Source organism: Dethiothermospora halolimnae (assembly GCF_037577855.1).
Classification (GTDB): Bacteria; Bacillota; Clostridia; order Tissierellales; family VENL01; genus Dethiothermospora; species Dethiothermospora halolimnae.
The window spans coordinates 64764-84161 of record NZ_JBAKFX010000001.1 but is presented as its reverse complement, the minus strand read 5'-3'; the positions used below and the strand labels follow the sequence as shown (position 1 = coordinate 84161).

14 protein-coding genes and 2 pseudogenes are annotated in these 19398 nt (G+C 29.1%); 12 read left to right on the top strand and 4 right to left on the bottom strand.

Features of this window, described 5'->3' with window-relative positions:
• Nucleotides 1–185: 185 nt before the first annotated feature.
• Complete coding sequence (locus V6137_RS00385) at nucleotides 186–1955, bottom strand: IS1182 family transposase (RefSeq protein ID WP_425445887.1); 1770 nt, start codon at nucleotides 1953–1955, stop codon at nucleotides 186–188.
• Nucleotides 1956–2323: 368 nt separating this feature from the next.
• Here V6137_RS00385 and V6137_RS00380 point away from each other — a divergent pair, with 368 nt between their 5' ends.
• Nucleotides 2324–3664 carry a S41 family peptidase gene (locus V6137_RS00380; RefSeq protein ID WP_425445886.1) on the top strand — a complete coding sequence of 447 codons (1341 nt, stop codon included), beginning with the start codon at nucleotides 2324–2326 and terminating at the stop codon, nucleotides 3662–3664.
• Between the two features lie 81 nt (nucleotides 3665–3745).
• Complete coding sequence (locus V6137_RS00375; RefSeq protein WP_425445885.1) at nucleotides 3746–4600, top strand: ATP-grasp domain-containing protein; 855 nt, start codon at nucleotides 3746–3748, stop codon at nucleotides 4598–4600.
• Nucleotides 4601–4685: 85 nt separating this feature from the next.
• Here the strand turns inward: V6137_RS00375 and V6137_RS00370 are convergent, their stop codons facing one another.
• Nucleotides 4686–5549: a tRNA 2-thiocytidine biosynthesis TtcA family protein gene (locus V6137_RS00370; protein WP_425445884.1), complete on the bottom strand. Its 864-nt coding sequence runs from the start codon at nucleotides 5547–5549 to the stop codon at nucleotides 4686–4688.
• Between the two features lie 222 nt (nucleotides 5550–5771).
• Here V6137_RS00370 and V6137_RS00365 point away from each other — a divergent pair, with 222 nt between their 5' ends.
• The 3 genes from V6137_RS00365 to V6137_RS00355 all read left to right on the top strand — a co-directional run bounded on the left by V6137_RS00365 (nucleotide 5772) and on the right by V6137_RS00355 (nucleotide 8223).
• A complete protein-coding gene (locus V6137_RS00365) occupies nucleotides 5772–6398 on the top strand; it encodes a deoxynucleoside kinase (RefSeq protein ID WP_425445883.1) in 627 nt (208 codons plus the stop codon).
• A 252-nt stretch (nucleotides 6399–6650) separates the two neighbouring features.
• Entirely contained in the window at nucleotides 6651–7880 is a 1230-nt protein-coding gene (locus tag V6137_RS00360) for a hypothetical protein (protein WP_425445882.1), read from the top strand.
• Nucleotides 7881–8040: 160 nt separating this feature from the next.
• Entirely contained in the window at nucleotides 8041–8223 is a 183-nt protein-coding gene (locus V6137_RS00355; RefSeq protein WP_425445881.1) for a hypothetical protein, read from the top strand.
• A 2-nt stretch (nucleotides 8224–8225) separates the two neighbouring features.
• Here V6137_RS00355 and V6137_RS00350 read toward each other — a convergent pair whose 3' ends face one another.
• Nucleotides 8226–9185 carry a hypothetical protein gene (locus V6137_RS00350; protein ID WP_425445880.1) on the bottom strand — a complete coding sequence of 320 codons (960 nt, stop codon included), beginning with the start codon at nucleotides 9183–9185 and terminating at the stop codon, nucleotides 8226–8228.
• A gap of 248 nt (nucleotides 9186–9433) precedes the next feature.
• On the opposite strand from V6137_RS00350, the pseudogene V6137_RS00345 reads away from it, so the two are divergent.
• The 3 genes and pseudogenes from V6137_RS00345 to V6137_RS00335 form a co-directional block, all read left to right on the top strand.
• Nucleotides 9434–9934, top strand: a pseudogene (locus V6137_RS00345) (tetratricopeptide repeat protein); the annotation flags it as partial.
• Between the two features lie 1326 nt (nucleotides 9935–11260).
• Nucleotides 11261–11341: pseudogene (locus V6137_RS00340) on the top strand (SEC-C metal-binding domain-containing protein); the annotation flags it as partial.
• A gap of 139 nt (nucleotides 11342–11480) precedes the next feature.
• Nucleotides 11481–13139: an ATP-binding cassette domain-containing protein gene (locus V6137_RS00335; RefSeq protein WP_425445879.1), complete on the top strand. Its 1659-nt coding sequence runs from the start codon at nucleotides 11481–11483 to the stop codon at nucleotides 13137–13139.
• A gap of 104 nt (nucleotides 13140–13243) precedes the next feature.
• Here V6137_RS00335 and V6137_RS00330 read toward each other — a convergent pair whose 3' ends face one another.
• Nucleotides 13244–14488: a DUF418 domain-containing protein gene (locus V6137_RS00330; RefSeq protein WP_425445878.1), complete on the bottom strand. Its 1245-nt coding sequence runs from the start codon at nucleotides 14486–14488 to the stop codon at nucleotides 13244–13246.
• 443 nt (nucleotides 14489–14931) lie between these two features.
• On the opposite strand from V6137_RS00330, the gene V6137_RS00325 reads away from it, so the two are divergent.
• From V6137_RS00325 to V6137_RS00310, 4 genes are all read left to right on the top strand, one after another.
• The gene (locus V6137_RS00325; protein WP_425445877.1) at nucleotides 14932–15792 is read left to right on the top strand and encodes a GNAT family N-acetyltransferase; all 861 of its coding nucleotides are present in this window, start codon (nucleotides 14932–14934) and stop codon (nucleotides 15790–15792) included.
• A gap of 228 nt (nucleotides 15793–16020) precedes the next feature.
• Nucleotides 16021–16959 carry a CPBP family intramembrane glutamic endopeptidase gene (locus V6137_RS00320; protein WP_425445876.1) on the top strand — a complete coding sequence of 313 codons (939 nt, stop codon included), beginning with the start codon at nucleotides 16021–16023 and terminating at the stop codon, nucleotides 16957–16959.
• A gap of 50 nt (nucleotides 16960–17009) precedes the next feature.
• The gene (locus tag V6137_RS00315) at nucleotides 17010–17957 is read left to right on the top strand and encodes an AraC family transcriptional regulator (protein WP_425445875.1); all 948 of its coding nucleotides are present in this window, start codon (nucleotides 17010–17012) and stop codon (nucleotides 17955–17957) included.
• A gap of 255 nt (nucleotides 17958–18212) precedes the next feature.
• A complete protein-coding gene (locus tag V6137_RS00310; protein WP_425445874.1) occupies nucleotides 18213–19244 on the top strand; it encodes an alpha/beta hydrolase in 1032 nt (343 codons plus the stop codon).
• The last annotated feature ends 154 nt before the right edge of the window (nucleotides 19245–19398 follow it).

Sequence of the window (19398 nt, the reverse complement as noted above, 5' to 3'; positions counted from 1 at the left end):
TAAATATAATTAAGGGGCTGTCGGGAAATAGCAAATTTTAACTTGTCAAATCCTAAATAACAAAAAATGCTTAGGAACTTACTTGTAGTAAAAAGCAAGTTCCTAAGCACTCTTTATCTTTTTGATAAGAAAATTATTTTTGGATACAACAAAAAAAGCTAGTATATATTTGTTCATAAACTTTACTAAGCTATTTTTTCGGTAGTTTTAGGCTCAAATTTCTTCAAAGTTCCTTGTAGAAATCTATGATATTTATTAAGGTTTCTTCCCATGATATAAAACATCATTTCTTTATAGACCTTTTTCTTAGAACGATGATTAAATTTTCTTATTCCGTCATTTTCTTTAATGTCGCCAAAATGACCTTCGGTTTGTATAGAACGTATTTGACGGTTTTTAATGCCTTTTTCACTAAGTATATTTTTTTCTGATTGCTTCTTTAGTTCTTCCCAGTTTTCATTGATTTTCATTACTTTGTTCTTTTCTAAGTCTTTATCTTCATCATAGTTATATAGGCATTCTGATTTATATTTGCATCCACTACAATCTTTACATTCGTATACTTTATATGTTCTTAAAAAGTCTTTTTCCCTCCGGGTCTCCAATCTAATAAACTTTAATTCCCTATCGTCATGACATATGTAATAAACTTTATTATCTCCATTTGTATCAGCTTTCTCTATCCTTTTCATATTATAATGCTTCCCTATTTGCTGATAATATTTTTTTGTTTTCTTTTTTTCATGTTCTTGGAGTTTTATATAGCTTTCTATACCATTATTCTTCAGATATAAAAGATTCTTTTCACTACAATAGCCACTGTCAGCAGTAGTGTCTTCTAACTTCACTCCTGTCATTTCATGATGCTTTTCAATTATTGGTATAAGAGTATTATAGTCAGTCCTATCTGAGCTTACATATGTATGAATAATAAAATAATTTTCCACTGCAATCTGTACATTATAAGCTGGTTTTAGCTGTCCATTCAACATATGGTCTTCTTTCATTCTCATAAATGTAGCCTCTACATCAGTTTTGGAATAGCTGTTTCTGTCGTCTCCCATACTTTCAAAGGATTTCTTATACTTCATTATTCTATTCCCACACTCTTGAACTTTTTCATATATCTTTTGAAGTTCAGGCTTTTTCTGTCCTTTACCAGATACAAAACTAATATCTTCTCCTTTAGCTATTTTTGTAAGGTTGGCCCTAAGATCAAGAAGCTTAATGGGACATATATTAGATATTTTTATTATCTTATTATTAGAAATTTTCTTTTTCTTACTAAGTTTTCGCTTTTTATTTTTTTCAATAACTTCTCTGACTTTGTCCATTCCTTCTATAACAAACATATCTTCTTTGCAAAGATTATATTTGCCATCATAACCATTTTTAACTAAAAGTTTATTATACCTTTCATAAAGCTTTTCTATGGAGAAAATCAAATTTGAAAGATGATAATTGATACTTCCTCTCCATACAAAGGTATAACGATTAGCATTTGCTTCAATTTTAGTACCATCTATAAATAAAGATTTGAGAGTTATAAGTCCTTCTTTTTCAAGAATTTTAACGAATTGATAATGAAGATTTTCCATTATATAGTTAGTGGCTTTATCATTCATAAAGTAATAAAAGGCATCTCTTTTGGGTCTTTCACCTTTTGCAAGCCACATAAAACATATATCTCTTTCACATAATTCCACAATTTTATCAACACTTCTTATTCCACGCATATTTGCATAGATTATAAGTGCATACATCATAATTGGATTGTACCCTTTTCTTCCCTTATTGCTGTACCTAGCTATAAGCTGGTCAAAATTCAACTCCTCCAATACTTTTTTTAAGGTGTAGACTGCATCGTCTTCAGGTAATCCAATATGATAAAGATTAAAATTCACAATTTTTTGTTGCCCTATTTCGAAATAATCATTATAATAGTAATTGTTCATGGTAGTTATATAATATCATATTATATAACGGAAAAGGGAAGGTTATTTTTAACCTTCCCCTTTTTTTATATAAAAATAGTATAATGGATATCCATTATACTATTTTTCAGTAACTATCTATTTCCCGACAGCCCCTTAATTATATTTATTAGAGAGACTACTGTTTATTCACTGGAGGTCCATTATTGAGTTGCTGAGGGGTTCGCAATCCCCCAATTAAGTACCTTATAGAGAAAAATGAATAAAAACCAAAACATACAATTTCAAATAAAAAATAACATAAAAACAATAAATATGTTATAATGGGACCTAAATAAATATAGGACAAGGAGTATGCCATATAATTATAGATTGGAGATGAAAACTATATGATATTTAAAAGAACTTTGAAAACAACAGCTATAATTTTTTTATTGATTATTTTATCAGGATGTAATACGTCGAAAGATAGTGTTTCTACAGTAGAGAGTAAAGAGAGTCTAACGGATGAACAGTGGATTGAAGATATAGAATACTTAGAAGAAAAATTACCTAGAATATTGGCTAAGGAAATATATAATACCTTAGAGGAAGAAGGTTTTAGTAAAGGGATAACTCAATTAAAGGAGAGGGTTTCAGAACTTCAGGATTATGAAATAAAATATGAACTGACTAAGTTGATAGCAAAATCAGGAGAAGGTCATACAAGATTAGATAACCAGTTATATGAAGAAGAGAAAAGATATCCACTGGAGACCTATTGGTTTGGGGATGAGTTAAGACTGGTTAAAACTGATAAAAGAAAAAAAGAACTTATAGGGAAAGAGTTACTTAGTATAAATGATATATCTGTTGATGAAATAGTTAAAAGAATGGATTCAATAATATCCCATGATACCAATCAATGGGTAAAATCTCAAAGTAGAAGGTATATCCTGCGCCCAAAGGCATTAAAGTTTTTAGATATAACTAAAGAGGATACTATAAAAGTTAAATTTAAAGATGAAGAGAAAGGAGTCTTAGAAGTAGATATGACTCCTCAAAAGATAGAGTCTGATAATATGGTGTCCATTAAAGATATAATGGAAGAAAAGTCAATTCAGTATCGCCGGGATACTAGGGCTGATATGAAAGACAATCCCAACTTCTATTGGTATAAATACATAAAAGAAGATAAAATACTATATCTTCAATATAATAAATGCATGGATAAAAGTATTGTACATGAAAGTGTAGAGGAATACACAAAATCTATCCCTGATATTAAAAAGTTTAGTAATAGATTGGTAGACTATATTAATAATAATGATGTGGAAAGACTTATAGTAGATTTAAGGTTTAATCAAGGAGGATATACTCGAATAACCCATACCCTAGTTTTGAAATTAAAAGAAGTAAATAAATTAAGGGGAAGAATTTTTATTATAACCGGTAAAAACACTTTTTCTGCAGGGGTTAAGGCAGCTGCAACCTTTAAAGAGGAGTTAGGAGCTACCTCTGTTGGAGAAGCCACAGGAGAAAATGTTAATTTTTATGCATCAGGGCTTAAGTTAATACTACCTAATTCTAAGATAGGTATTATGTGTTCTAATGTATATATGCCTAGTTATGCTAATTATCCAAGAAATTTTATACCTAATGTGGCTGTAGAGCAATCCTTTAAAAATTATCTAAAGGGAATAGATGATGCCTATGAAGAGATTAAAAAGTTGGATATAATAGAGTGGTAATATCTTATATTATTCAAAGGTTCCCAACGAATGACATTTTGATTGATATATTAAATAAACTTTTTAACTGGAGGAATAAAAATGTTGTTATATTACTTAAATTTAAGAAAGAACGATGATCCAAGAAACAGAAAAAGAGAGGCTCACTATCAAAGTTTAGCTAAAGACTTAGGTATAGAAATGCTTCAATTAAATAAAAATCATATAGAGCTTACTTCATGTAATAATAGGACTATTGTTAAATATAAAAATAATGAATTGCCCACCCCGGATGTTGTTATAGATTTGACAAGAAATAAAACAATATCACAGTTTTATGGAAATAAAGGGATTTGGACACTAAATAGTCAAAAGGTTATTAATATCTGTAATAATAAAGTAATTACAAATGCCTTATTAGCAGGAACTGACATATGTTTACCTAAGACTTTTTATGGCTCTAGTTATGAAGCTCTAGTTAAAGAAGTTAAATCTCCTTTTGTTTTAAAGGAAATACATGGACTGAAAGGTGACGGAGTCTTTTTAATAAATAATAAACAAGAATTTGATGAGATACATGAAAAATATAATCAGGGAGAATTATTAGCACAAGAGTATATAAAAACCAGTGCAGGAGCCAGTCTAAGGATCTACTCTATAGGAGGTAAAGCCTTAATAGGGGTAAAGAGGAAGACTACAAATGGAGATTTTAGAGCAAATATTTCCCAAGGGGCAGTGACAGAACCTTATCCCTTAGATGGTAAAATTAGAGAAATCTGTAAGATAGTCCATGAAAAAATAGGAGGAGACGTACTTGGGATAGATTTAATGTTTGGAAAAAATGGTGAGTATGTGTTTTGCGAAGCTAATGCTAGCCCAGCATTTAGATCAGCTTATATGGCTTCAAATAAGGATCTATTTAAAGAAATACTAAAGTATGTTAAAGAAAAGTATTAAGACTATGTAATCTCACATAATAAAGCCATAGGGTTACCCTAAACACACACTGAGGGTAGCCCTATGGCTTTATTTACTATTTATATTAATCATCATAAAAATCTAGAAAAGAATATTTCTTATCATCCTTTTTCCATCCCAAAATACGCTCTATATCAACATTATTAGCTGATTGAAAGATATTTGCCTCAACATTTTCAAAGCTTTCACTTAACTTTTTAATCAAGTCCTTGACCTCTCTACGTTTACTGGAAGTTTTTTTAGCAGCAACTACACATCCACAGTTCATAGGAGATAGACCATTATTTTGAGTGAATCTCTTTATATCTTCTTCACGAACATAATAAAGGGGACGTATTAACTCTATGTTATCGAAATTCTTAGATTTTAGCTTAGGTAACATAGTTTTAAAATTACCGGAACATAATATATTCATCATATTTGTTTCAATAACATCATCAAAATGATGACCTAAAGCCAGCTTATTACATCCAAGCTCTTTAGCCTTTGAATATAATGCACCACGGCGCATCCTTGCACACATATAACAGGGATAGTCATTTGCTATATGATCTACTATTTTAAATATATCAGATTCAAAAAGCTTAACAGGAATATCTAAGTGATCGCAGTTATCTAATAATAACTCTCTATTACTTTCATGAAAACCTGGATTCATAGCTATAAATTCTAAATCAAAGTTTATCTTACCATGTTTATTTAACTCTTGAAAAAGCTTAGCCATCAACAAACTATCCTTACCACCGGATATGGCCACTGCTATTTTATCCCCTTCTTCTATTAAAGAGTAGTCATTAACAGCCTTAACAAATTTAGACCATAGATACTTTCTATATGTTTTAATAATACTACGCTCTATATCCTTTAGAGGTTTTCTTTCACTTAAGGGAATTAATAAATCACATCCACTACCAGATATAGTACTCATTTTATCACCCCATAATAACTTAGTTTTTTCTTAACATTAGTAAGTAATATATCACTTATTTAGAAAAATGTCTAGTGAGGGAAATTTCAACTATTAGAATAAACATCCACTAAATAATTTATTTAACAATAGAACCCTTTATTTCTTATAAAAAGTCATATTGACAAATATGAAAATCAAAGACTATAATATTCATAATAATAGGCTATATTCAATGGAAAAATGTTTAGTATCATACTTAATATAAGGTTGGTGATGTCATTGTCGTTTATAGTATCAATTCAAGGGGGCATGGCTTGTGGAAAAACAACTTTAGGAAAATATATAGAATCGAACCTAAAGGATGTTAAGGTAAGCTATGAAAATCCAGGACCAGTTATAAAAGAAATTAAAAGATTAGGCTTAGATAAATATAAACTAAAAGACTATATTGAGATCCAAAGACTATTTATAAATGCAGAAATTGAAAGATATAACAGATTAAAATCCTTTGATAAAGTTATTATAGACTTAGGACCTGAAGAAATCGAGTTTTATACTTTATATTTTCCAAAATCAATAGATAAAGACTGGAATATAGAAGAGTTATTAAAAGATGAGTTACATAGGTTAAGACAATGTAAACTAGATGGTATATTATACCTAGATGCCAGCAAGGAAGTACTTCGCAAAAGAAAGGAAGGAGACCAAAATAGAAGTCGTAACTTCTTTGACCACTATATAAATAATCTACATACATATAAAAAACAGTGGTTTTCAAAATATGACTATACTACATTTATCAATGTTGATAATATGTCCATTGATAAATTAGGAGCATTTACAACTAAATGGCTAGAAGAGATATAAGCTATATTAAAGCTCGAAAAAGAAGGAACTTCATAAAGGCATATAGAATATTTAGCTAATATATTTTTTATAACAATAAAATGAATTTGAGGTGTTTATTATGATGATACAGCCACTCTCCATTGTTTTAGCTCCATGCATTGTCTAATATATGACAGTAATTATGCATGGAGCTATAAGAAAAGTTTACTGTCTTAGATTAGACTTTGCATTCCTTAGATAAAAAATAGATTATAAAAGGAGAGCAAGTTTATGAAAAATAATGTATTATTAGGATTTTCAGAGATGGATATAACTCCATCCTTTAATGTAGAAACTATAGGTTTTAATAGAAAAGATAATTTATCTAGAGGGGTTTTGCACAAACTATTTGCACAAGTTTCACTTTGGATTTTTAATGAAGAGAAATGTTGTCTTTTGGCCATTGACCACATAGGGTTTTCTTATAAAGAGTCAAACATACTTCGTGATGAAATAGCAAATAAGCTTGGGATTACCCGTGATAATGTTATGTTATGTTTTAGTCATACCCACTCAGGGCCTAATACTGCTATCGAAAAAGAGTACTTTTCCTTTCTTTGTAAACAGGTGCTTTTAGGGGTAGATGAGGCAGAAAAAAACCTTAGGCCAATTAAAGCAGCATGGGGAAATACTGAAGCTAATATTGGAATTAATCGTAGAGATGAGCATGGGGTCTTAGATAAACGTGTAGGAGTTCTTAAAATTGTAGATTCTAACACTGGAAATTTACGTTTGTTGATTTTAAGGGTTACAGCCCATGGGAATGTGTTACTTGGGGACAATTATCTTATATCTTCAGATTTTATAGGAGTTACAAGAAAGTTACTTAAAGAAAAGTATAATTGCCACGTGATGATAACACAAGGGGCTTCAGGAAATATTAAACCCAAATATACCGGTTCATTAAAAGACTTAAATAAGATGGCAGTTGAGATTGATAATGCAATTAAAAACTGTATTAAAAAGCTTAAACCCCGTAGAATTGAAAAGTTATCTATGTTTTCCCAAAAAGAAACCTTTTTTGCTGATGTCCCAACATTAGAACAGGCAAAGGAAATCTCAAATGAAGCAATGAGGGAAAGTAATATTGATGGTACAAACTGGCTTAAAGAAATTGAAAAGTTAAATAACAAAGACATAAAGAAACAAAATAAAGACATAGAAATTCAATACTTTATACTTGATGACGGATGTTTCTGTGGAGTTTCAAATGAAATAATGTGTGAAATTGCTGTTAATGTAGCTAAAGAATCCAATGATGACCTTATATATTTGGGAGCATATACAAACGGTTGCGATGGATATCTTCCCACAGCAGATGAGTATGATAAAGGGGGATATGAAGTATTACATTCATATTTAATTTATTACATTTATAGTGGTATGGTTATGCCATTTAACAGGGACACAGCAGATAAGTTGGTAAAAATAGTGACTGAACAATGGAAAAAGATTAAGTAAAGCTATGAATATAGTATATACTTAGGTTTACTTAACCTTCTATAAAGTATTTAGTTTATTATAAACATTAAGATGGCTTACTCTGTTGAGATAGCCATCTTAATGTTTAGATAGTTGAGTAAGTGAAAGTTATATTAAATATAGCAAAGGGAGAATCATTATGAAAAATTTTAATAATAAACTATGTGTAGCAGGGGAAAGAATATCCTTATACTACGCAACTATGGATGATAAAAAGTTGATTTTTGATATGTCTATGGAACCAGAAATAGCTGCCATTATGTTTGGTGGGGAATGTGAACCCTATGATAAGATATGGCATGTTTCGATAGAGTATCCTTAATATTATTTTATTTCCTTCCAAGTTTCCTCATCAGTCATTTCTATTAATTTTATAGGATATTCATTAGTAGGCTGAAATATAGCTAAATAAAACATATTATTTCCATAGTATGGCCACATGTTTTTTATTGGTTTTGTATATATATTATTGCATATCTCAAAGTAATCAAAGGTTCTTTCATTTGCAAGGTAAATAGCATATTTATCATTTAATTTTGATGATATATATATTACCCCTCCAGATTCGTATTTTATTGTCGTTATTTTTCCCTTTATAGGGGAATTTGATAAATTATATTCATATAGAACTTCACTGGATAATATGTCAAATTTTCTTATTTTATTTTTATTTTGATTTATTTGATATAAGAATACTTTATCCCATTTTTCTCCTGTGGGATTAGCTGTATCTAGATGTCCCGATAGGGTTTTCCAATTTTTCATATTAATTTTTTTTAGAACCTTTAAAGTGTCATTTTCTACTATATATATATTATTATCTTCATCTGTAAGTACTGTCTTAATGAGAGGACCATCACTATACCCTAAAATAATATTTATATCCTTTAATATATCCTTTTTATCAAATTCTACAGCATTTAATATTTCAAAACTTTCACTTTCTGTTTTTCGTCTTAAAACTATTAAAATACTATTTTGTCTATCTATTAATATATTTCTATTTAATAAAACCCCATTATTACAATCTTCTATCCTATAATAACTTAAATCTGAACTTAACATTTCAGGTAACTGATAATAGGTTATATCAATATTTTTAAAATCTATTTTATTAGAATCCAATCCATATTTTGAAATATTGTAAAAATCATATTCCAATAATATCTTTTCATTTGAACATACTAGTTCCCCTGTCCCAGCGGTACAATCACTTGTACCGTAGGATATAGAATCCTTCATTAATCCAAAAAATAAAACTAATATTATTAATATTTTTTTCATTTTACTTAACCCCCCCATATATTCAATAATAACTATTATTTCAATTAAGTGTACATTTAATTGTATGAAAATGTCAACTGGAATTTATGATATAATTATAGGATGAACTAGGGAAATTATGGATTTTCCCAATAATAAAAAGAAATTTCGATAAAATCTAATTAAATTTAGTCTAGTTCTATTTTGGCATACTAATATAGAGTAAATAAGTTATAATATAGATATAATTAAAAGAAAGGATAATAACTATGATTTTAAAGAAAATAGAAAAACACTATGGCATAAAGTTAACTAAATCTAACTATGAAGAAAAGTTTATTGAGATATTAAAGATTGAAAGTAGTAGATATGAAACAATAAACTATCTTTCATACTATATAAAAAAACATGAACATAAAATAGATATAACATGGGCTATATATATGATAGATGTTTTAATGAATCAAAAAACTGGGAATAAAGAGGTATTAGTCAATAACTATAAAATACTAAGCTTGTATCCATTAAATTATTATTTAGAAGAAGGAATGGGCAGTTATTATATGGAGATTGGAGATAATAACAAGGCAAAAATCCACTATGAAAATGCAATAAAATTAAAAGAAGATGATCCACATGTTTATTATAATCTAGGGATAATATATAACTATAGTGGTAAACACAAACAGGCTAAAGAATATTTTGAAAAATCTTTAGAATATGTAGAGGATAATGGAGAACACAATGAGTTAATAGCTAGAAGCTTATATAACCTAGGAGTACAAAAATCAATAATAAATGATGATAATAGTCTTATACAAGAATATGCTAAGAAAGCTTTAGAGTATAAAGATGACTATGATTTTGCCCTTAAAGCACTAAATGTTTATGAAGATAATACAGAGGAATTATTTCAAAATTTCATAAAAAATAATAATTTTAATGAAATGTTTAATAATATGAAAAATATCGAAGAACTACGAGACAAACCCTTTGAAGAATTAGTTGAAAATGATAAGTTTCAGAACATAGTAGAAAATGTATTTAAGCAGTTTGGGAAGAATATTAGGGGTAATTTAAATAACTTTACATTAGCAATAAGTAAAAAAGATACTTACGAAGATTATTTAAATACTCTAACTAAAAAAGAACTAAATAGTATAAGAAAAAGTTATGGGTTTAAAGGTCTAAGTCAGCTAAATAAAAAAGATCTAATCCAGGCTTTAGCAGAAAGGATACCTAAGAATCTAGACAAAAAGATTAAACTATTAGGACATCATGAAATAGATTTATTAATAAATATGCTAGACAATGATGGGGCTATAGAAATAGGATATGACTATAAGATAGGTGGGTATCTTGAAAGTATAGGTATAGCATTTAGTACTAGAGTAGACCCAGAATTCTTATTATTAGTTTTGCCAAAGGAAATATCCTCTCCTTTAAGAAAATTATTAAAATCACCGGATTTAGAGGATCAAATAAGAAGAAATACAGAGGTATGTCAGATATTAGATGGAACTCTCCATTATTATGGAGTAATAGATGGTTTAAGTCTGATAGACTTATTAAAAGACAGATATAACATAGATATGGATACTAGACATTTGATAGGATTAATTTATGAATATCCTAAATTTAGTCCTTATATTGAAATAAATGAAGGTCTTATATATTTTATATTAAATGAAGAATATAAAGCTATTTATGCTTCCCAGCAGTCCAGAAAAGATTTAGATTATTACCCATTAAAATATATAACGATTAGAGAGATAGAAAGGGCAGGAGAGTTACTATTAAATAAAAGTCAGAAAGAAGTAATAAATTATTTTAGAAAAGTATATGGACTAAGGAAAGATGAAGCAAGGGATATAATAGATGACCTTATATACACGTTTCAATACTGCGAAGTAAGTGATTTAGTAGATATATGCAATGAAATGTTTTCACTAGATGACTTTTCATACGAAGAGGAGAGAGAGATACTACAAAACCTCACTAAGCTTTATAACAACACTAGAAGATGGGAACTAAAGGGTCATAAACCGGCCGACTTTATGACAAATAACAATAAAGCTACAAGACAGAGAATAGTAAAAAAAGTAGGTAGAAATGAACCTTGTCCCTGTGGTAGTGGTAAAAAATATAAAAAATGTTGTGGAAAAAATAAAATGTAGGGTCTAGGTATACCTAGACCCTTTCTACTGCCCTAAAATATAAAATAAAAAGGAAAATAAAGGTTAAACCTAGGGAGTTGGCGAAAGATATAATATAAAAATATTCTAGCATTGACTACGAGAGGAATGAAAAAACATAATGAGAGAAAGTATAAAAAAGGTAACCCACCTTATAAAGATAGCCAAGGTAGGTAGAGGAAAATTTTTTTCCTTAGTTGTACTTGCTATTATTTCTTCCTTCTTAAGTATACTACCAACATCATATCTAGGCAAAATATCAGACCAAATACTAGCTCACTTAAAATCCAACTCAGACGATTTAAATATAGTATTAAAACTATTTATTACCTACAGTATAATAATCATATTAAGCACCATAGTTAGAAATATATTTTGTTATTTATCTTCAAAATATTTTAACAAAATAATTTACAATATTAGAAATATAACATATGAAAAATTGTTAAATATCAGCTACAGATATATTAATAAAAGTGATAAAGGAAATATTATTAACACAATATATAATAATACTGCTAGACTTGAAGCTGTTTTCAGTACAGCATTATTCACTTTGATATCTGATTTTCTAGATTTATTATGGATTAGTTTCTTTATATCAAAAATCAGTATTGTAGTACTAGTTTTCCTTATAGTGGGATTACCTATATTGATTTATATGGGATATAATTCCGGAGAATATCAGAAAGAACTATACATAAATAAAATAGATAAAGAAAAAAGTATGATAAACCATATCACTCAAACATTTATAAATCTAGATGCCATAAGGACTTTCTTTGGACAGAAAAAGGAAACTAATGACTACGACAAATATAATCATAATTATTATTTTCTTAGCCATAAAGCTGATAAAGGTTTAAGTATATTTTATATCATTGAAAAAACAATAAGAACCATAGCTATATCCATATCTTTAGGATATATAGCCATGGGGATATTAAGAAATAACTTTAGCTTTGGTAGTCTATTAGTAGTTTCAATGTACACTACAAGATTTTACTCCCCTGTGACTAATATTATACGTTACTATCAAATGCTTCAAAAAGGGCTAGCCAGTGTGGAAGATATAGATGGTTTTTTAAAAGAAGATGATGTAATAAGAAATAATAATTTTAGATTTGAGAATATAGAAAATTCAATTTGTGTTGATAATATTACAATAAAAGGTAACGACAAGACTTTACTTAAAGACTTTGGCTGTAAGATAAGGGATAAAAGTATTAATATAATTTACGGCCAAAGTGGATGTGGAAAAACTACATTAATTAAATCTTTAATAGGAATTTATGAATTAGAACAAGGTAAAATAATTGTAAATAAAAGATATGAAAATACCAATAAAATCTATTCCTATGCCAGTCAAGATATATTTTTATTTAGAGGCTCAATATTAGAAAATATCATATACCCTAAAACTGTAGAAATAGAGACTAAAGAAAGATTAAATAAAGGAAGGGAGTTATTGGGAAAACTGGGCTTTTCAGACAACAAGATTTATCAGCAAGTTGGAGATGGAGGTAAAGCTCTATCGGGAGGAGAGAAAAAAAGATTGTCTCTTGTAAGGGCAATAATATCTGATACTCCTATAGTTATTTTAGATGAGATTGTATCAAACTTAGATAAAGAAAATAAAGAAAAGGCAGAAAATATTATCATAAAAGAAAGCAAAAAGAGATGTATTATCCTAATAACCCATGATGAAATATATAGATTTGAGGAAAAAGCAGACTGTAATATTATTGATATGGAAAGATCAAAGGAAAGTATTTCTTAGAAACTTAGAATTAATATGGCTCACAAGCATTATGAAAAAGATGAGATGTCTATATAAAAATCGAATGTTTGATGTAGGGTCTGGGCATGCCTAGACCCTTTTCACTACAATCTCCTACCATAGGTCAAACGTCTCCATATCCACTCAAAGGGACCATATCTAAACTTTCCTAGCCATAACTTACTAATGATAATTTGACTAAAATATATAACAAAAGTCAGTAATATCCCCACAGAAATGCCGATTTTATTTATTAAGCCCAAACCATGACCATAAAATATAAGGGAGCATAAAATACATTGTACTAAATAATTGGTTAGTGACATCTGTCCCAGATACCTAAGGGGATTAAGTATCTTTTTAAATATATTTTTTCTATATAATAAAATTAAACTAGTTATATAAAACAAAGATAGAAATACTGTTGCTATCTCTTTAAAGAAAGTTACCACTCCAGAGGATAAAATAGGATCTATTGATATAATAGAAAGCTCTATGAAAGTATATATAACTGTAGCTATACCCCCTATTATACCCCCTATTTTCCATGTCCTTTTTATAAGAGGCATATTACCTGTTATATCGTTAAATATTTTTCTCTTCCCCACATATAGTCCAATCAAGAACATAGCTAAAATCTTTGGAATAATAACAATAAGGGACATAAGCATACGGGGCCACTCCACTGTTACCCTATACCTAACTATCTCGAAAAATGAACCATCTTGATATAGATTAATAGATTCCTTTGCCAGAGACTCCATAGTATCCATTTGTTCTTTATAGGTTTTCGGTGATAATGCTTCCGATGATAGATCATTTAATAACATGCCAAGGGACATTAATAAAGTAGATACTATAAGCAATATTATAATCCATTTTTTTATTGACTTTAAACCCTTATTTCTAAAGCAGACCAGCAGGAAAGCTATGATAGCATAGGTATGTAATATATCCCCATACCAAACAAGGGAAAAATGCAGTACCCCAAATAACAATAGGAAAAATGAACGGCGCAAAAATAGCTTTTTAGAAGAAAAACCCTTCATCTCAGCCCTCCCCATAAAAATATAAAAGCCCAAACCAAACAGGAATGAGAATATGGTATAAAATTTCCCTTCCCCCACTATCTTAATAAAAAAGGCACCAAACTTATCTGCAAAGTTAGTTAACTCTAGAGGACTAGACAAAGCTGACCCTTCAATAGCTTCTATAAAAAGTGTAGAATTAAACATAGCCATATTAACCAAAAGAACTCCAAACAAAGCAAAACCCCTAATGATATCTAGCTCCTTTATCCTTTCTTTTTTTGATACCGGTTTTATGACCTGTAAATTTGTATTAGTCAAAAATATTCCTCCCTTCCATTCAATTAGTTTTAAGTAATTATTTTTCTGATGAAAAGATGATTGGTTTATCAGTCAATAAGTAATTAACTAAATAATAAATAAATGATTAGTTTGCTAGTTAGTGATAATTAAATTGCTAGTTCATAAGTAATTGATATAATGGTTGACAGACGATTCCTATACTGGTTGTTGGGGGATTCGTAATCCCCCAATTAATTAATATATATATATTATTTAACTTTTATTATACCATAAAAAACAATAATTTGGGTTAATTTTACATACGAATTTTAAAAGACTGAGTTCTATACATAACTATTTATAGACATGAATAGATGATAGTACCATGATATAATTTTGATGTAATAGTTCTTGATATAGGAACTATTTTTTTCGATTATTATAGGTACAATTTTTAAATATAAAAAGGGGGGGCAATCAATATGTTAAGAAAATTAAAAGAAAATGAGATAGAAACAGCAGCAAATTTGGCTTATTCATTGTCAAAAAGTCCACTTACAAATAGTTATCCATTACGGAACTCTCAAAAAGAATTTTTAGAAAAATTTAAAAAGTTTTTAAAATATCCAGATGATGATTTACTTGGATACTTCATCGATGATGAATTAATAAGTGTTATTTATCTTAATGTTTTAAAAAAAGATTTATATTTACAAACAAGTGGAATATTTATTAAGAATAACGTTGAAAAGATAATATCAATATTTGTACAATATTTAAATAAAAATTACAAAGGCTATAAAGCTTATATAGGTTATACAAAAGAAAATGAGGTTGCAATCAACAGTTTATTAAGTCATGGATTCCAAATTATTGATTCTAGTATTGACCAAAGACTTAAAGAAAGTGAGTTTAGACCAAGTGATATAGGACACTCTATAACAAAGATTAATCATACTAACTATCCTTCGTTTGCAAAATATCATGATTCTAAAGCTAATGATATTTATTGGAATAGTGAGCAAATAAAAAAGGATTTCAATAATTGGATTATATATTCATATTGGGTAGATTCTCAGATAAAGGGAAGTATTGCTGCTAGAAAGAGTAAAATGGATCTAAATGAATTAGAGATATTTGCCCTGTTTATTGATAAAGACATAGCTAATAAAGGTATCGAAGAGGATTTAATTACTGTTACACTAAATGATGGTTTTGAAAATCATAATATAAAAAAGGCACTCTTCTTTATCGAATCTGATGATGAAAAAGCATTTGAGTATTCAAAAAAGCTAGGATTTAAAGTATATAGTAATTATCGATGTCTTTTAATAAAGTTATAAATTAATAGATAATATAAGAGGTAATCCTCAGGTATATATAATGAGTAAATTGGCACAGAATGCACCCTGTACTGGACAAAAAAGCGAAAAAATAGCCTTTCTTCTTAAGATTGTATCATTTTCATAATAAACATATATAACTATGGAAAATAAGAAGGGGATGTATGTATATATGTGGAATATATATAGCTAATAGAGTGAGCTTAGTATAAAAAAGGGGTAGACCAAATGATAAGTATAGACCATAAATTAAAACAAAGTACGTTATTTAAAAAATCAACAACAAATAGTTTTGAATATAAAATTCTTACTATAATTATAATTTATTTCGTACTGTGGCTTGCTGGGCTTTATGCTGGGCGAATAGTTGCAGATACAATAGGAAATATTTTTACTATAGGTTTTCATATAAATAGTAGCTTGGTCCATGGATTGAAAAGATTTATTACATGTGGAGTGCAAATATTAATTTTTTTCGTGTGGGTACATTTTGTAGAAAAAAGGCCTATTAAAACAATGGGTTTTGAAGTATCCACCCCAATAAAATTTTATTTAATTGGGGTTGTTGTTGTATTTGCTGCAATTTTAGCAATTACTACGGTGTTAATTGCTTTGGGGATGATAGAAATTGATAGTTTCAATATGAATGTTGATCTCTTAACTTTTATGTGGATTATTCTAGGATGGTTAGTCCAAAGTGCATCAGAAGAGATCGCAATCAGAGGTTGGTTAATACCTATTCTAGGCAATCGATACACACCATTTTTAGCAATTTTATTAACATCTACTATATTTGGTATACTGCATCTTTTTAGCTCTGGTGTAACTATACTATCCTTTATAAATTTATTTTTGTCTGGAATCTTCTTTGCTAGCTATGCCATATACACAAACAATATTTGGGGAGTTTGTGGAATGCACTTTTCTTGGAACTTAACGTTAGGAAACATTTTTGGATTACCTGTTAGTGGGTTTAATTCCAATGGAGAAACAATTATTACAATGAAACAAACCGGTCCAGTATTTTTTACAGGTGGAGATTTTGGCCCAGAAGGTAGTTTTATTACTACCATTGTCTTATTAATAGGGATTTGCATAATCGGGATAATGACATCTAAAAAATATAAAACATATACTATACCCCACTCAATGGGTCCCCATGATTGAAAATTAAATATTCTGGCATTTAATATAGATTTGATAAAGAGGTGAAATAAATGGCTAGTTCTGATAAATCCGCCACCTATATGGAGTATATTTCAAGAATAAATAGGGTACAAGATTACATCGAAGCCAATCTTAGTGGAGATCTTTCTCTTGATATCCTTGCGGAAGTTTCTGGTTTTTCAAAGTTTCATTTTCATAGAATTTTTAGTGGAATTGTAAAAGAAACACTATTGAACTATATAAATCGAATACGAATGGAGAGAGCTATTTCTTTACTTTTACGCAATCCTTCTATGAGCATAACTGAGATTGCAATGATGCTGGGGTTTTCTGAGTCTGCAGCGTTTTCTAGACTTTTTAAAAGACACTTTGGAAAGAGTGCTACAGAAGTAAGACAAAACTATAGCAAGAATTGCCAAGTGGATAGCAAGAATGGTAAATCCATTTATTTATTACCTAGATATAATGAAGGTGTAACAAATACATCGAGAAAGGAAGATATTATGTTAGGTAAAGGCAATGTTGAGGTGGGAAAAATTAAAGAGATTAGAGCAATTTATTTAAGACACATGGGTTCTTATGAAGAATTTGCTGTTGAATTTCAAGGAATGATGAGAAGACTGATGAATTGGGCTAAGGTCAAGGGTTTGCTGAATAATAACTCAAAACCCTTTGTAATTTATCATGATAATCCTGAATTTACTAAACAGGATAACTTAAAAACAAGTATGTGTCTAACAGTATCTGAAGATGCAGAAGTAGAAGGTGAAATAGGAAAGATAGTTATTCCAGCAGGGAAATATGCTATTGGACATTTTCAGGTGGATGAACCAAGAGACCATACAACTGCTTGGAATTACATTTATAGTGAATGGCTTCCTAACAGTGGACTTCAACCTGATGATGGTTGTGTTTTTGAGATGTATATGAATGATCCAAATACACATCCAGAGAAAAAACATTTTATAGATATTTATCTGCCAGTAAAATCGTTGTAGTTATAACAGACAATTATGTAATAGCTTGTCTAAGTTGAACACCATGCCCCCGATTATTTAGGGGGCATTTTTTATATGGACACTATAATTATGACCATCCCATTGTGTTGTGGAAAGTGTATGTTTTGAAATTGATGTTTTTTATATATTGATGAAAATATAAACGAATTGTAGAATTAATGGTTATTAAAGAGGTGGATTAAAAAAAATGTAGAACATTGATAGTAGAGTATAATTTTTGTGGAGGTAGTGTATATGAAATACAATAGTTTTAAAGAATTAGAGAAGGCATACTCTGTACCAAAGTATATGGAAGCTTTAACTTTATTAAAAAATGGAATGAAAAATCTTCCAGAAGAAGAGTTCCAAAAACATTTATTTACTATTATGCTAGATAGAGCTCAACTTCATAGCAAATCAGGATTATATGATGAGTGTCTAAAAGATTTAACATACTTAGTTGACAGAGGTTATGTATGTCCTCTATTTTGGAGCAGATTCTCTGATCCATTTACTAACAGTAAGGAATACACAAAAATAAGAGAGAAAAATGATTTTCTAAGAAATCAGCAACAAGAAAATGTGAGTTTTGAATGGGAGGTTTTATTGCCTCAAAACTATACTGAAGGAAAAAAATATCCTTTATTTATAACTTTACATGGTGATGGAGATAATATAGCATATCACAAAGAGTTTTGGAAACCGAAAGAGTTATTAAATAAAGGTTTCATTGTTGCTTATATTCAATCAAGTCAATTAGATGGTCACAATGGTTATACGTGGACAAAAACAGTTTTTTATAGTCCTGATCAGAAGAATTGGCCAGATTCAGAACAGATACGTCCAGTTTCAAAAAGTAGTTATGAAATTAAGCAATGTTATGATTCAGCATATGATGAGATTAAGAGATGTTATGAAGCTATAAACAACGAGTATTCAATTGATGAGAATAGTATCATAATTGGGGGATTCTCAGGTGGATCTAGTGCAGCTATAGAGATTGCACTGACTAATACTGTTCCAGTAAAGGGATTTATTGCTCTGTGCTCAGCTAAGTCAAATTTATTTACAAAAGAGAATGTTAAAGGGTTGTTACATCGAGGTGTAAAAGGTGTGTTTATGGACGGCGAGAAGGATCTGCCAGTGCAGGAAGTGGAGGAAATGATGAAAGACTTTAAGGATATTGGAGTTCCATACCAATATTATATTAATGACGGAATAGGTCATTCGTATCCAGATGATTTAAATGATAAATTAGTACAAGGAGTAGATTTTATATTAAAATAAAGTTTTATTTTTTAGTAAACTTCATTACATTACCTATGGGAATGTTCTATCAGTCTAGAAATATAATATGTTAAAAAGTATTTTATAGTTTGAATCAATTAATTTATTCTGGGTAATTTATATATTACCTAGAATTTTTTATGTTTAAAAATGT